This is a genomic window from Escherichia sp. E2586 (genome assembly GCF_005781105.1).
Taxonomy (GTDB): domain Bacteria; phylum Pseudomonadota; class Gammaproteobacteria; order Enterobacterales; family Enterobacteriaceae; genus Escherichia.
This window is the reverse complement of sequence record NZ_VATN01000001.1, coordinates 149509-165265: the sequence shown is the minus strand read 5'-3', so window position 1 is coordinate 165265 and position 15757 is coordinate 149509. Positions and strand designations below refer to the sequence as shown.

General features: G+C 53.0%; 14 protein-coding genes. 8 read left to right on the top strand and 6 right to left on the bottom strand.

Features of this window, described 5'->3' with window-relative positions; all coding sequences use genetic code 11:
- The 5 genes from FEK50_RS00825 to trmL form a co-directional block, all read left to right on the top strand.
- Positions 1-2692 (top strand): YadA family autotransporter adhesin (locus FEK50_RS00825; protein WP_171025400.1); only part of this gene is annotated, 2692 nt, incomplete at its 5' end.
- Positions 2693-3096: 404 nt separating this feature from the next.
- Positions 3097-4752 carry an L-lactate permease gene (gene lldP / locus FEK50_RS00820; protein WP_130215198.1) on the top strand — a complete coding sequence of 552 codons (1656 nt, stop codon included), beginning with the start codon at positions 3097-3099 and terminating at the stop codon, positions 4750-4752.
- Positions 4752-5528, top strand: a complete 777-nt coding sequence (lldR, locus tag FEK50_RS00815; RefSeq protein WP_131161552.1) for a transcriptional regulator LldR — start codon at positions 4752-4754, stop codon at positions 5526-5528. Before lldP ends, lldR begins: the two co-directional genes overlap by 1 nt.
- Positions 5525-6715 (top strand): quinone-dependent L-lactate dehydrogenase, encoded by a 1191-nt coding sequence (lldD, locus tag FEK50_RS00810; protein WP_130206682.1) that lies wholly within the window; start codon positions 5525-5527, stop codon positions 6713-6715. Before lldR ends, lldD begins: the two co-directional genes overlap by 4 nt.
- Positions 6716-6882: 167 nt before the next feature.
- Positions 6883-7356, top strand: a complete 474-nt coding sequence (gene trmL / locus FEK50_RS00805) for a tRNA (uridine(34)/cytosine(34)/5-carboxymethylaminomethyluridine(34)-2'-O)-methyltransferase TrmL (RefSeq protein WP_000932351.1) — start codon at positions 6883-6885, stop codon at positions 7354-7356.
- Positions 7357-7408: 52 nt separating this feature from the next.
- Here the strand turns inward: trmL and cysE are convergent, their stop codons facing one another.
- The 5 genes from cysE to FEK50_RS00780 form a co-directional block, all read right to left on the bottom strand.
- A complete protein-coding gene (gene cysE / locus FEK50_RS00800) occupies positions 7409-8230 on the bottom strand; it encodes a serine O-acetyltransferase (protein ID WP_001277565.1) in 822 nt (273 codons plus the stop codon).
- Positions 8231-8309: 79 nt separating this feature from the next.
- Positions 8310-9329: an NAD(P)H-dependent glycerol-3-phosphate dehydrogenase gene (gene gpsA / locus FEK50_RS00795; protein ID WP_131161551.1), complete on the bottom strand. Its 1020-nt coding sequence runs from the start codon at positions 9327-9329 to the stop codon at positions 8310-8312.
- Positions 9329-9796 (bottom strand): protein-export chaperone SecB, encoded by a 468-nt coding sequence (gene secB / locus FEK50_RS00790; RefSeq protein ID WP_130206686.1) that lies wholly within the window; start codon positions 9794-9796, stop codon positions 9329-9331. Before secB ends, gpsA begins: the two co-directional genes overlap by 1 nt.
- 62 nt (positions 9797-9858) lie before the next feature.
- The gene (grxC, locus tag FEK50_RS00785) at positions 9859-10110 is read right to left on the bottom strand and encodes a glutaredoxin 3 (RefSeq protein ID WP_000024392.1); all 252 of its coding nucleotides are present in this window, start codon (positions 10108-10110) and stop codon (positions 9859-9861) included.
- A gap of 141 nt (positions 10111-10251) precedes the next feature.
- The gene (locus FEK50_RS00780; RefSeq protein WP_001156181.1) at positions 10252-10683 is read right to left on the bottom strand and encodes a rhodanese-like domain-containing protein; all 432 of its coding nucleotides are present in this window, start codon (positions 10681-10683) and stop codon (positions 10252-10254) included.
- A 244-nt stretch (positions 10684-10927) separates the two neighbouring features.
- Between FEK50_RS00780 and gpmM the strand changes: the two genes are divergently transcribed.
- Genes gpmM through FEK50_RS00765 form a run of 3 tightly spaced genes read left to right on the top strand, consistent with a single transcriptional unit; the run spans position 10928 to position 14728 of the window.
- Complete coding sequence (gene gpmM / locus FEK50_RS00775; RefSeq protein ID WP_064526112.1) at positions 10928-12472, top strand: 2,3-bisphosphoglycerate-independent phosphoglycerate mutase; 1545 nt, start codon at positions 10928-10930, stop codon at positions 12470-12472.
- A gap of 33 nt (positions 12473-12505) precedes the next feature.
- Positions 12506-13765 (top strand): murein hydrolase activator EnvC, encoded by a 1260-nt coding sequence (gene envC / locus FEK50_RS00770; RefSeq protein ID WP_001626259.1) that lies wholly within the window; start codon positions 12506-12508, stop codon positions 13763-13765.
- A gap of 3 nt (positions 13766-13768) precedes the next feature.
- Positions 13769-14728 (top strand): divergent polysaccharide deacetylase family protein, encoded by a 960-nt coding sequence (locus FEK50_RS00765; protein WP_131161550.1) that lies wholly within the window; start codon positions 13769-13771, stop codon positions 14726-14728.
- Here FEK50_RS00765 and waaH read toward each other — a convergent pair.
- Entirely contained in the window at positions 14715-15749 is a 1035-nt protein-coding gene (waaH, locus tag FEK50_RS00760) for a UDP-glucuronate:LPS(HepIII) glycosyltransferase (protein ID WP_130206691.1), read from the bottom strand. The two genes, FEK50_RS00765 and waaH, sit on opposite strands and share 14 nt — an antisense overlap.
- Positions 15750-15757: the final 8 nt, after the last annotated feature.

Below are 15757 nucleotides of genomic sequence, written 5' to 3'. Positions count from 1 at the left end.
TAATTCAAATACTGGTGCATTTAGCGCCGCACACGGTACCGATGCCACCAGCAAAATCACCAACGTACTGGCTGGCACAGTTTCTTCCAACAGCTTCGATGCCATTAATGGTAGCCAGCTTTATGGTTTAGCTGATTCCTTCACGACTTATCTTGGCGGTGGTGCTGATATCAGCGATACGGGCGTATTAACCGGACCAACCTACACTATTGGTAATAATGCCTACACTAACGTCGGTGATGCTCTGGCAGCCATTAACTCGTCATTTACCGATTCGCTCGGTGATGCTCTGCTCTGGGATACTGCCGCCAAAAAATTCAGCGCCAAACACGGTGGTACCGACAGCGTCATTACTGACGTCGCAGACGGTGCAATTTCTGATACCAGCAGCGATGCCATTAACGGCTCACAACTCTATACCACCAATGAGTACGTCGTAGATGCGTTGGGTGGTGGTGCCGAAGTCAATGCTGACGGCACCATCACTGCGCCGACTTACACCATTGCAAATACCGATTACAACAACGTCGGTGAAGCTCTGAACGCAATCGACACCACTCTCGATGATGCTCTGCTGTGGGATGCAACAGCAAATAACGGTCAAGGTGCATTTAGCGCCGGTCGCGGGATAGATAAAACGGCCAGCATTATTACTAATGTCGCAGACGGTGCAATTTCTGATACCAGCAGCGATGCCATTAACGGTTCGCAACTCTACGACACCAATAAGTACATTGCTGATGCCCTAGGTGGAGATGCAGAAGTCAACTCTGATGGTTCTATCACTGCGCCGACTTACACCATTGCAAATACCGATTACAACAACGTCGGTGAAGCTCTGGATGCGCTCGATGATAATGCCCTGTTGTGGGATGACGCTGCGGGTGCCTACAGCGCCAACCATGAAGGCAAAGCCAGTGTAATCACCAATGTGGCTGATGGTCTGATTGAAGCGGGCAGCACTGACGCCGTCAACGGTTCCCAACTGAATGCCGCTAACCTGCTGATCGAGCAGAATAGCCAAATCATCAATCAGCTTGCCGGAAACACCGACACGACGTACATCGCAGAGAATGGTGCAGGTATTAACTATGTGCGTACCAACGACGACGGCTTAGCGTTCAACGACGCCAGCGCCTCTGGTATTGGTGCTACCGCAGTAGGCTATAACGCTGTTGCCTCTGGTGCCAGCAGTGTAGCTATTGGTCAGGACAGCATCAGCGAAGTTGACACGGGTATCGCTCTGGGTAGCAGCTCTGTTTCCGACCGTCTAATTGTTAAAGGTTCTCGTAACACCAGCGTAACGGAAAATGGCGTAGAGATTGGCTACGACACCACTGACGGTGAATTACTCGGCGCATTGTCGATTGGTGATGATGGCAAGTACCGTCAAATCATCAACGTAGCCGATGGTTCCGAAGCCCATGACGCCGTTACGGTTCGCCAGTTGCAGAATGCCATTGGTGCAGTCGCTACCACGCCGACCAAATACTTCCACGCTAACTCAACGGCTGAAGATTCACTGGCAGTCGGTGAAGACTCGCTGGCAATGGGTGCGAAAACTATCGTTAACGGTAATGCTGGCATTGGTATCGGCCTGAACACTCTGGTGCTGGCAGATGCGATCAACGGTATTGCTATCGGTAGCAACGCAAGTGCAAATCATGCCAACAGTATTGCGATGGGTAACGGTTCTCAGACTACCCGTGGCGCACAGACTGGCTACACCGGTTACAACATGGATGCACCGCAGAACTCTGTCGGTGAGTTCTCTGTCGGCAGTGAAGACGGTCAACGCCAGATCACCAACGTCGCAGCAGGTTCGGCTGATACTGATGCGGTTAACGTGGGTCAGTTGAAAGTAACGGACGCGCAGGTTTCCCAGAATACCCAGAGCATTACTAACCTGAACAATCAGGTCACTAATCTGGATACTCGCGTTACTAATATCGAAAACAGTATTGGCGACATCGTGACCACCGGTAGCACCAAGTACTTCAAGACCAATACCGATGGCGTCGATGCTAACGCGCAGGGTAAAGATAGCGTCGCAATTGGCTCTGGTTCCATTGCTGCCGCTGACAACAGCGTCGCTCTGGGTACAGGCTCCGTGGCCAACGAAGAAAACACGATCTCTGTGGGTTCTTCTACCAATCAGCGTCGTATCACCAACGTAGCCGCCGGTAAAAATGCTACCGACGCCGTTAACGTTGCGCAGTTGAAGTCTTCTGAAGCAGGCGGTGTGCGTTACGACACCAAAGCTGATGGTTCTATCGACTACAGCAACATCACCCTCGGTGGTGGCAACGGCGGTACGACTCGCATCAGCAACGTTTCCGCTGGCGTGAACAACAACGACGCGGTGAACTACGCGCAGTTGAAGCAAAGCGTGCAGGAAACGAAGCAATACACCGATCAGCGCATGGTTGAGATGGATAACAAACTGTCCAAAACTGAAAGCAAGCTGAGTGGTGGTATCGCTTCTGCAATGGCGATGACCGGCCTGCCGCAGGCTTACACTCCGGGTGCCAGCATGGCCTCTATTGGTGGCGGTACTTACAACGGTGAATCAGCTGTTGCTTTAGGTGTGTCGATGGTGAGCGCCAATGGTCGTTGGGTCTACAAATTACAAGGTAGTACCAATAGCCAGGGTGAATACTCCGCCGCACTCGGTGCCGGTATTCAGTGGTAATCATCCATTAACGAATGGGTAAACGCCAAATTGCCTGATGCGTTACGCGCATCAGGCCTACAGGGTGATTCTGCACATTCCTGTAGGCCGGATATTCCGGCAAGATAAGGCGCACCGGGTCAACAATCTAAGGGCAATTCTCTGATGAGGATTGCCCTTTTCTTTACCAGACATCTCCCTTCGCCAAAAAATTGGCCCTACCAATTCTTCGCTTATCTGACCTCTGGTTCACATTTTCCCAATTAAAACTCACATTAACGTTGCCAATAAATAACATTTAGTTAACCATTCATTGTCATTATCCCTACACAACAAAATTGGCAGTACCACTTTTACACAACGTGTGACACGGAGATGAGCAACAGACTCATTACACGATGTGCGTGGACTCCAGGAGACCTGCAATGAATCTCTGGCAACAAAACTATGATCCCGCCGGGAATATCTGGCTTTCCAGCCTGATAGCATCGCTTCCCATCCTGTTTTTCTTCTTTGCGCTGATTAAGCTCAAACTGAAAGGATACGTTGCCGCCACCTGGACGGTTGCCATCGCCCTGGCCGTGGCTTTGCTGTTCTATAAAATGCCGGTCGCCAACGCGCTGGCCTCGGTGGTTTATGGCTTCTTCTACGGTTTGTGGCCCATCGCGTGGATCATTATTGCGGCGGTGTTCGTCTATAAGATCTCGGTGAAAACCGGACAGTTTGACATTATCCGCTCGTCTATTCTCTCAATAACCCCAGACCAGCGTCTGCAAATGCTGATCGTCGGTTTCTGTTTCGGCGCATTTCTCGAAGGGGCTGCGGGCTTCGGCGCACCGGTGGCGATCACCGCCGCATTGCTGGTCGGCCTGGGCTTTAAACCTCTGTACGCCGCCGGACTGTGCCTGATTGTTAACACCGCGCCAGTGGCATTTGGTGCGATGGGTATTCCAATTCTGGTTGCCGGACAGGTAACAGGCATCGACAGCTTTGAGATCGGCCAGATGGTGGGTCGTCAGCTACCGTTTATGACCATTATCGTCCTGTTCTGGATCATGGCGATTATGGACGGCTGGCGCGGTATTAAAGAGACGTGGCCTGCGGTCGTGGTTGCAGGTGGTTCGTTTGCCATCGCACAGTATCTCAGCTCCAACTTCATTGGGCCGGAACTGCCGGACATTATCTCTTCGCTGGTATCGCTGCTCTGCCTGACACTGTTCCTCAAACGCTGGCAGCCAGTACGCGTTTTCCGCTTCGGCGATCTGGGTGCATCGCAGGTTGATATGACGCTGGCTCACACAGGTTACACGGCGGGTCAGGTGCTACGTGCCTGGACACCGTTCCTGTTCCTGACCGCCACCGTAACACTTTGGAGTATCCCGCCATTTAAAGCTCTGTTCGCTTCGGGCGGCGCGCTGTATGAATGGGTGATCAACATTCCGGTACCGTATCTCGACAAACTGGTTGCACGTATGCCGCCGGTGGTCAGCGAGGCTACAGCCTACGCCGCCGTGTTTAAGTTTGACTGGTTCTCCGCCACTGGCACCGCCATTCTGTTTGCTGCGCTGCTCTCGGTTGTCTGGCTGAAGATGAAACCGTCTGACGCTCTCAGCACCTTCGGCAGCACGCTGAAAGAACTGGCGCTGCCCATCTACTCCATCGGTATGGTGCTGGCGTTCGCCTTTATCTCGAACTATTCCGGGCTGTCGTCAACACTGGCGCTGGCACTGGCGCACACCGGTCATGCATTCACCTTCTTCTCGCCGTTCCTCGGCTGGCTGGGGGTATTCCTGACCGGGTCGGATACGTCATCTAACGCTCTGTTTGCCGCTCTGCAAGCCACGGCCGCACAACAAATTGGCGTCTCTGACCTGTTGCTGGTTGCCGCCAATACCACCGGCGGTGTTACCGGGAAGATGATCTCCCCGCAATCCATCGCTATCGCCTGTGCGGCGGTAGGCCTGGTTGGCAAAGAGTCAGACCTGTTCCGCTTTACCGTCAAACACAGCCTGATATTCACCTGTATGGTGGGCGTGATCACCACGCTTCAGGCTTACGTCTTAACGTGGATGATTCCTTAATGATTGCTACACCCAGACGCCTGTCAGACGAGGTTGCCTCCCGTGTGCGGGCGCTGATTGATGAAAAACAGCTGGAGGCGGGCATGAAGTTGCCCGCTGAACGCCAACTGGCGATGCAACTCGGCGTGTCGCGTAATTCACTGCGCGAAGCGCTGGCAAAACTGGTGAGCGAAGGCGTACTTCTTAGTCGTCGCGGTGGTGGCACATTTGTGCGCTGGCGTCATGACGCGTGGTCGGAGCAAAACATCGTCCAGCCGCTGAAAACGCTGATGGCCGATGATCCGGATTACAGTTTCGATATTCTGGAAGCCCGCTACGCCATTGAAGCCAGCACCGCATGGCATGCAGCAATGCGCGCCACGTCTGGCGACAAAGAAAAGATTCAGCTTTGTTTTGAAGCAACGCTCAGCGAAGACCCGGACCTCGCCTCACAAGCGGACGTTCGTTTTCATCTGGCGATTGCCGAAGCCTCGCATAACATCGTGCTGCTACAAACCATGCGTGGTTTCTTTGATGTTCTGCAATCCTCGGTGATGCAAAGCCGTCAACGGATGTATCTCGTGCCGCCCGTTTTTTCACAACTGACCGAGCAGCATCAGGCAGTCATTGACGCCATTTTTGCCGGGGATGCCGACGGGGCGCGTAAAGCGATGATGGCGCATCTCAGTTTTGTCCACAGCACCATGAAAAGATTCGATGAAGATCAGGCGCGCCGTGCACGTATTACCCGCCTGCCCGGTGAGCATAATGAGCATTCGAGGGAGAAAAACGCATGATTATTTCTGCAGCCAGCGATTATCGCGCCGCAGCACAACGCATTCTGCCGCCGTTCCTGTTCCACTATATGGATGGCGGCGCATATTCTGAATATACCCTGCGTCGTAACATGGAAGATTTGTCAGAAGTGGCGCTGCGCCAGCGTATTCTGAAAAACATGTCCGACTTAAGCCTGGAAACGACGCTGTTTAATGAGAAATTGTCGATGCCGGTGGCGCTGGCTCCAGTGGGCTTGTGCGGCATGTATGCGCGACGCGGCGAAGTTCAGGCCGCAAAAGCGGCGGATGCGCATGGCATTCCGTTTACTCTCTCAACGGTTTCCGTTTGCCCGATTGAGGAAGTCGCACCCGCCATCAAGCGCCCAATGTGGTTCCAGCTTTACGTACTGCGCGATCGCGGTTTTATGCGTAACGCACTGGAACGAGCAAAAGCCGCGGGTTGTTCTACGCTGGTTTTCACCGTGGATATGCCAACGCCGGGCGCACGCTACCGTGATGCGCATTCGGGTATGAGCGGCCCAAATGCGGCAATGCGCCGCTACTTGCAGGCGGTGACTCATCCACAATGGGCGTGGGATGTGGGCCTGAATGGTCGTCCACATGATTTAGGGAATATCTCGGCTTACCTTGGCAAACCGACCGGGCTGGAAGATTACATCGGCTGGCTGGGGAATAACTTCGATCCGTCCATCTCCTGGAAAGACCTTGAGTGGATCCGCGATTTCTGGGATGGCCCGATGGTGATCAAAGGGATCCTCGACCCAGAAGATGCGCGTGATGCGGTACGTTTTGGCGCTGACGGGATTGTGGTTTCTAACCACGGCGGTCGTCAGTTAGATGGCGTGCTCTCTTCTGCCCGCGCACTGCCTGCCATTGCAGATGCAGTGAAAGGTGATATCGCCATTCTGGCAGATAGCGGCATTCGTAACGGGCTTGATGTCGTGCGTATGATTGCGCTCGGTGCCGATACCGTACTGCTGGGTCGTGCTTTCCTGTATGCGCTGGCAACAGCGGGCCAGGCGGGCGTGGCTAACCTACTGAATCTGATTGAGAAAGAGATGAAAGTGGCAATGACGCTGACGGGCGCGAAATCGATCAGCGAAATTACGCAAGATTCGTTGGTGCAGGGGCTGGGTAAAGAGTTGCCTGCGGCGCTGGCTCCGATGGCGAAAGGGAATGCGGCATAGTCGTTTGAGCCCCCTAACCCTCTCCCTCAGGGAGAGGGGACCGATCGGTGTTGTTTGTGCTCCCTCAGACTGAATCACCTCTCTCGGATGCACAGTCCGGGGTGAGGGGAAAAGGCCGCACGGCTCACCAATTTTCTGCTATCCTGCCCCCGCACTAAGGGGGCAGTATGCTAAACATCGTACTTTACGAACCAGAAATTCCGCCAAATACTGGCAACATCATCCGTCTTTGCGCTAACACCGGCTTTCGTCTGCATATCATCGAACCAATGGGATTTGCCTGGGACGATAAGCGCCTACGCCGCGCAGGGCTGGACTACCACGAATTTACCGCCGTTACGCGTCATCATGACTACAGCGCGTTCCTCGAAGCAGAAAATCCCCAGCGCCTGTTTGCTCTCACTACAAAAGGTACGCCCGCACATAGCGCCGTAAGCTATCAGGATGGCGACTATCTGATGTTCGGCCCGGAAACGCGCGGCCTGCCAGCGAGCATTCTTGATGCCCTGCCCGCTGAACAAAAAATTCGTATTCCAATGGTGCCGGACAGCCGCAGCATGAACCTGTCCAATGCCGTGTCGGTAGTGGTGTATGAAGCCTGGCGGCAGCTGGGGTATCCGGGAGCGGTGTTGAGAGATTAGTTACTGTATGCCGGATAGATGATTACATCGCATCCGGCACAATCACAGGACGTCAGATCCCATCCCCATACTCAAACGTATGGTTAATACCGTTGAAATGCTGGTCCATATCCATTGATGGCTTATCGCTGTCTGGTTTACCGACAATGCGTGCCGGAACGCCAGCGGCAGTAGTATGCGGCGGCACCGGTTGCAGCACCACGGAACCTGCGCCAATCTTCGCGCCGCGCCCAACTTCAATATTGCCGAGAATTTTCGCGCCCGCGCCAATCATCACGCCTTCACGAATTTTCGGGTGACGGTCACCGCTGGTTTTCCCAGTACCGCCAAGGGTGACGGATTGCAGAATCGACACGTCGTTTTCAATCACCGCCGTTTCACCAACGACGATGCCCGTCGCGTGGTCGAGCATAATGCCACGGCCAATTTTTGCTGCCGGGTGAATATCAACCTGGAACGTCACAGAAACCTGGTTTTGCAGAAAAATAGCCAGTGCACGACGGCCCTGATTCCACAGCCAGTGACCGATGCGATAGGCCTGCAAGGCATGAAAACCTTTCAGGTATAACAATGGGGTTGAGTATTTATCGACTGCCGGGTCGCGGGTACGCACCGCCTGAATATCGCAGGCCGCAGAAGCAATCATTTCCGGGTCGGCGGCGTAGGCTTCTTCAACCACTTCGCGGATAGCAATGGCAGGCATGATTGGCGATGACAGCTTGTTCGCCAGCATGTAGCTCAGGGCACTGCCAAGGTTTTCGTGCTTGAGTAGCGTCGCGTGGTAAAAACTGGCCAGCATTGGCTCACAGTCCGCCAGCGTTCTGGCTTCAGCTTTAATATTGTTCCAGACAATTTCCAGTTCTTCACACGACATTGCTTACTCCACACGATGAGATAATGACCGGCCCGTTCTGCGCGGGCCGGGTCATAGCGGTAACAAAGGTTCCCTGGGTTTAGTGGCTGCTGCGCTCGTCCTTGCGTGCACGACCTAGTAAAGTCAATGCTGCCTCGCGCGCGTTTTTTCCGCAATATAATACTTGATAAATTTCCTCGGTTATTGGCATTTCAACGCCGAAGCGATGCGCCAACTCGCGGACTTCTTTCGTATTGCGGTAGCCTTCCACCACCTGACCAATCTTCTCCTGCGCGCTTTGTACATCCATGCCCTGACCGAGCATCATGCCAAAACGGCGGTTACGCGACTGGTTGTCGGTACAGGTAAGCACCAGATCGCCCAGCCCCGCCATGCCCATAAAGGTGGCAGGATCGGCACCCAGCGCCGCACCAAGACGCGACATTTCAGCCAGTCCACGGGTAATTAGCGCCGTTCGTGCATTCGCGCCAAAACCGATACCGTCGGACATCCCAGCACCAATGGCAATGACGTTTTTCACCGCGCCGCCAAGCTGCACGCCAATGAAATCCGGGTTGCTGTAAACGCGGAAACTTTTGCCACAGTGCAGCAACTGCTGGAGATCATCGGCGAAGGTCTGGTCGGTAGAGGCCAGCGAAATAGCCGTCGGTAAACCTGCCGCCAGTTCTTTCGCAAATGTTGGACCAGAGATAACCGCTAGCGGAATTTGATCGCCTAACGCCTCACGCGCCACGTCCTGTAACAGACGCCCGGTTTCCGCTTCCAGACCTTTAGTCGCCCACACCAGCCGCGCATCAGGACGCATCAGCGGTTTAATCTGGCGTAGCACTTCACCAAAGACATGGCTGGGTACGACGACGAGAATATTGCGGCTGGTTGCCAGCGCGGTGGCGAGATCGCTTTCAAGATGGAGCGTATCGGGAAAAGGCACATCGGGGAGAAACGCAGCGTTACAGCGGTCGCGTTCTAGCGTTGCGATATGTTCAGGGTCATGGCCCCAGAGGACAACCTCGTGGCCATTTCTTGCCAGGGTGATGGCAAGAGCGGTGCCGTACGAGCCGGCACCGATCACAGTCATTGAAGCATTACGTTGGTTCATCAGGCATCCTGATGTTCTTCAGTACCTTCGCCAGCCTGCTGCTGCAAATAGTTCATGAACAGCGCATCGAAGTTAACCGGCGCAAGGTTCAGTTGCGGGAATGTACCGCGGGATACCATGCTGGTGATGCATTCACGAGCATACGGGAACAGAATGTTCGGGCAGTATGCGCCCAGGCAATGTGCCAGCTGGGTGCCTTCAATACCCGCGATGGAGAAAATACCACCCTGCTGAACTTCACACAGGAACGCAGTTTCTTCGCCCAGGGATGCCGTTACGGTAACACGCAGTACCACTTCGTAAACGTCATCTGCCAGTTGAGAAGATGCCGTATCCAGATCAAGTTTAACTTCTGGCTGCCAATCTTTCTGGAAAACGTGCGGCGCGTTCGGCGCTTCGAAAGAAATATCCTTGGTATAAATACGTTGGATCTGGAAAGTCATTTCGGTGTTGTTTTGTTCTGACATGTGTAGAAAACCCTTAAGTGTTGTCCTTAAATACTGCGCAATGTAATGCCAACGTTCACACGTTATTTCAGCAGGGGATCCAGTCCACCACGTGCATCCAATGCATACAAGTCATCACAGCCGCCAATGTGCTGTGCGTCAATAAAAATCTGGGGAACCGTGGTGCGACCGCTGCGTTTGATCATCTCTTCACGCTTGGCGGCGTTGCCATCGATCGGCAGCTCCTGAAAACTCACGCCCTTGCTGCTCAGCAGTGCTTTTGCACGATGGCAATACGGGCAGGTTTCTTTGGTATAGATTTCAACATTGGCCATAACTTAGCTCCTGTTTTTTTACCCTGAAATTTCATGTTGCAGGGCGGCAGCAAAATGGAGTGTCCCCAGAAGCTTATAACAATAAGTCGCTGGGGGCATAATTGCAGCTAACGGCCTGCATCATGAAAGACGACAGGTAAATTATTTGCCGCGCACCAGAGGCAAGTTTTCGCCAGCCCAGCCAGCGACGCCTTCTTTCAGCACGAATACTTGCGCAAAACCAGCTTTCGTCAGCGCGTTTGCAGGCTCCTGGCACTGCATGCCAGAACCGTCTACCACGATAACCGGTTTGTCTTTGTGCTTCTCAAGCTCACCAACATTGTTGGCTTTGATTTCGCTCGGCAACAGATTGATAGAACCTGCGATATGGCCTTTACGGAAGTCATCACGCTGACGTAAATCCACAACCACAGCGTCTTCTTTGTTGATCAGACGCGTAGCTTCACCACGAGTAATCACCTTCACTTTCGAGGTCAGGCTCTTAAACGTAGTGACAAGAACCGCCACCAGTAACGCGATCCAGGCGATACTCAGTATGGGATGACGGCCAACAAATTGCATAATTTCTTGCATGGGGGGTAACAACTCCCGACGTAGTGATTAAAAAAACCAGGAAAGGAGTATACCTGCGCAGTGCGGCAAATACAGCCAGCGCGTTAACTGGAATGCAATTTTGCGGGGCGCTACGAAAAAAAATCGCAAATCTGGCATCGGCTTGCCGCGAGCGGTCGTATATTTTGATCTTCAGAGGCTATTTTATCGATTCAGCTGTAGTAAAATTACGCAAATTTTGACTCTTGAGTATGAGGTTGTCGCAATGTCGGTTTCTAAAAAACCTATGGTACTGGTGATTCTGGATGGCTATGGCTATCGCGAAGAACAGCAGGATAACGCCATTTTTAGTGCTAAAACCCCGGTAATGGATGCACTGTGGGCCAATCGTCCGCATACCCTGATCGACGCTTCCGGTCTGGAAGTCGGTCTGCCTGACCGTCAGATGGGTAACTCCGAAGTAGGCCACGTTAACCTGGGTGCCGGCCGCATCGTGTATCAGGACCTGACTCGTCTGGACGTTGAAATCAAAGATCGCGCTTTCTTCGCTAACCCGGTACTGACTGGTGCGGTAGATAAAGCGAAAAACGCAGGTAAAGCAGTACACATTATGGGTCTGCTCTCCGCAGGCGGCGTACACAGCCACGAAGATCACATCATGGCGATGGTAGAACTGGCAGCTGAACGCGGTGCAGAAAAAATCTACCTGCACGCATTCCTTGACGGTCGCGACACTCCGCCGCGCAGTGCTGAATCTTCGCTGAAAAAATTCGAAGAGAAATTTGCCGCGCTGGGTAAAGGCCGCGTAGCGTCCATCATTGGTCGTTACTACGCGATGGACCGCGACAACCGTTGGGATCGCGTTGAAAAAGCTTATGACCTGCTGACTCTGGCGCAGGGTGAATTCCAGGCCGATACCGCCGTTGCTGGTTTGCAGGCTGCTTATGCTCGCGACGAAAACGACGAGTTCGTGAAAGCGACCGTTATTCGTGCAGAAGGCCAGCCAGATGCAGCAATGGAAGACGGCGACGCGCTGATTTTCATGAACTTCCGTGCTGACCGTGCGCGTGAAATTACTCGTGCGTTCGTGAACGCTGATTTCGACGGCTTCGCGCGTAAGAAAGTGGTTAACGTCGATTTCGTGATGCTGACCGAATACGCTGCCGACATCAAAACCGCAGTGGCTTACCCACCGGCTTCCCTGGTTAACACCTTCGGCGAGTGGATGGCGAAAAACGACAAAACTCAGCTGCGTATTTCCGAAACTGAAAAATATGCTCACGTCACTTTCTTCTTTAACGGTGGTGTAGAAGAGTCGTTCAAAGGCGAAGACCGCATTCTGATCAACTCGCCGAAAGTCGCTACCTACGACCTGCAGCCGGAAATGAGCTCCGCAGAGCTGACCGAAAAACTGGTTGCGGCAATCAAGAGCGGCAAATACGACACCATTATCTGTAACTATCCGAACGGCGACATGGTAGGTCACACCGGAGTGATGGAAGCGGCGGTTAAAGCGGTAGAAGCGCTGGATCACTGTGTTGAAGAAGTGACAAAAGCCGTTGAGTCCGTGGGTGGACAACTGCTGATCACCGCTGACCACGGTAACGCTGAACAGATGCGCGATCCGGCAACGGGTCAGGCACACACAGCACACACCAACCTGCCAGTTCCGCTGATTTACGTTGGTGATAAGAACGTGAAAGCGGTTGAAGGCGGTAAGCTTTCTGACATCGCACCGACCATGTTGTCGCTGATGGGGATGGAAATCCCGCAAGAGATGACTGGTAAGCCGCTGTTCATCGTGGAATAATCCCTCCCCATGAGGGGAAAGGCGATTAATACCATGACACGGGCCACGAAACCGCGCAGGTTTGCAGTCAGGCCCATCATTTACGCCAGCGTTCTTAGCGCTGGCGTATTGTTGTGCACGTTTTCCGCCCACGCGGATGACCGCGACCAACTCAAGTCTATTCAGGCCGATATCGCCGCGAAAGAGCGCGCGGTACGCCAACAGCAGCAACAACGCTCAAGCCTGCTTGCTCAGCTGAAAAAGCAGGAAGAGGCGATCTCCGAAGCCACCCGCAAGCTGCGCGAAACGCAAAACACGCTCAATCAACTGAATAAACAGATTGATGAGATGAACGCGTCGATTGCCAAACTGGAGCAGCAAAAAGCCGCCCAGGAACGCAGCCTCGCCGCGCAACTGGATGCTGCGTTTCGTCAGGGTGAACATACCGGTATTCAGCTGATTCTCAGCGGTGAAGAAAGCCAGCGCGGTCAACGATTGCAGGCTTACTTCGGCTATCTCAACCAGGCGCGACAAGAAACCATCGCCCAGTTGAAGCAAACGCGAGAAGAAGTCGCCATGCAGCGTGCTGAACTGGAAGAGAAACAAAGCGAGCAACAAACGCTGTTATATGAGCAGCGCGCCCAACAGGCGAAACTGACTCAGGCGCTGAACGAGCGTAAAAAGACGCTGGCGGGGCTGGAATCTTCCATCCAGCAAGGTCAGCAGCAGCTAAGTGAACTGCGTGCCAACGAATCCCGTCTGCGTAACAGCATTGCCCGTGCAGAAGCGGCAGCGAAAGCGCGTGCTGAACGTGAAGCGCGCGAAGCCCAGGCGGTTCGCGACCGTCAGAAAGAAGCGACACGTAAAGGCACCACCTACAAACCGACCGAAAGCGAAAAATCGCTGATGTCCCGAACTGGTGGTCTGGGCGCACCGCGCGGTCAGGCATTTTGGCCGGTTCGCGGGCCAACGCTGCATCGCTATGGCGAACAGCTACAAGGCGAACTGCGCTGGAAAGGGATGGTTATCGGTGCCTCTGAAGGTACTGAAGTTAAAGCGATTGCCGACGGTCGGGTGATTCTGGCTGACTGGCTGCAAGGCTACGGTCTGGTGGTGGTGGTTGAGCACGGTAAAGGCGACATGAGTCTTTACGGCTATAATCAGAGCGCACTGGTGAGCGTTGGTTCGCAGGTTCGCGCGGGCCAGCCAATTGCACTGGTGGGCAGCAGTGGTGGTCAGGGTCGGCCTTCACTCTATTTCGAAATTCGCCGCCAGGGTCAGGCGGTCAATCCACAGCCGTGGTTGGGAAGATAAGTTTTGTTTCCATTTCGTCGTAACGTTTTTGCATTTGCCGCTCTGTTAGCGCTTTCCTCCCCCGTACTTGCTGGCAAACTAGCCATTGTCATTGATGATTTTGGTTATCGCCCGCACAACGAAAACCAGGTGCTGGCGATGCCCTCCGCTATCTCCGTCGCCGTGTTACCCGACTCACCGCACGCCAGAGAGATGGCGACCAAAGCGCATAACAGCGGTCACGAGGTGTTGATCCATCTGCCAATGGCACCATTGAGTAAACAGCCGCTGGAGAAAAACACGCTGCGCCCGGAGATGAGCAGCGACGAAATTGAGCGCATTATTCGTAGTGCGGTCAATAACGTGCCCTATGCCGTGGGGATCAACAACCACATGGGCAGCAAAATGACCTCTAACCTGTTTGGTATGCAGAAAGTGATGCAGGCGCTGGCGCGTTACAATCTTTACTTCCTCGACAGCGTAACCATCGGTAATACCCAGGCGATGCGCGCCGCACAAGGCACTGGCGTGAAGGTTATTAAACGGAAGGTGTTCCTCGACGATTCGCAAAATGAAGCGGATATTCGTGTACAGTTTAATCGTGCAATTGACCTGGCGCGTCGCAACGGTTCGACCATCGCCATTGGTCATCCACATCCCTCAACAGTACGCGTATTGCAACAAATGGTTTATAACCTGCCGCCAGACATTACGCTGGTGAAAGCCAGCAGCTTGCTGAATGAACCGCAGGTCGATACGTCTACGCCACCGAAAAATACGGTGCCCAACACTCCGCGTAATCCGTTCCGTGGCGTGAAGCTGTGTAAACCGAAAAAACCGCTGGAACCCGTTTATGCGAATCGCTTCTTTGAAGTATTAAGCGAAAGCATCAGCCAGAGCACGCTGATCGTTTACTTCCAGCATCAGTGGCAAGGCTGGGGCAAACAGCCCGAAGCGGCGAAGTTTAACGCTAGCGCAAATTAAAGGCGCTACGCGTAATGCGATGGTGCGATCGTGTTTTGTCGCGCCATTGCCATAAGCGGAAAGACCACAGTAATGCCTGATAACCCACCTTTACGCTGCGGACATTAGTAATCAGGCGCTTATACATGCCGGAAGTAAATATCTCAGCAATCATCCGTTGGCGGATAAGAATATCTGGCTCTTTGCGCACCGCATGGCAAACACGCAATGCTTCGTAAGTTATTTGCTGATGAAATTCCGGATAAATTGTAATTTTGTCGGCATAATTTCGATTTAATTTCTCCAGCAGTCGGGTAATCTTAATATAGTGCCGTTGATAATTAAGGTTTTTATTCCCTTGTCTATTCAACCGACTCACTGACGTATTATGCAGATAATATTTATATAACGATTGCTCGGTATATCGCGCACGCAGCGCGTTAAACATAAATTCTGTTGTCCAGACAATATCCTGATGATGTAATCCGGCAATAAATTTAATGTTATTTTTTACAATAACATCGCGGCGATAAACGCCCATCCAGACAACGTGAGTCCAGCGGCGAGAAGAAAGTCCCATCCGCAGCCAGTCTGGGCCGGTTAATACGCCGGTTGAGCGTATGCGATCGGTGGGAATGGATTGCCAGGTTTCCCCCGTTTCACGAAAACACCAGTCAGCGTTGCACTGCGCCACGTCGAGATCGTCCTCTAACGCCATGGTCATCAGCGTTTCGTACATAGTGGGATAGACTTCATCATCAGCATCAACAAAAGCAACATATTTGCCCGTCGCTGCCTCGATCCCGCGATTACGCGCCACCGATGCGCCAGCATTCGCCTGATGCAGCAAGCGAACATGCGGATGTTTTTCTGCGTAATGCTTTGCTATTTCAACAGAATTATCCGTTGATCCATCGTTAATAATAATAATTTCCAGAGCAGTCCAGGTTTGCGCGATTAAAGATTCCATACAAGTGCGGAAATCATCGCCCGCATTATATAACGGGATAATAACACTAAGTTTATTGGTGCTGTTCATCATAAATTACC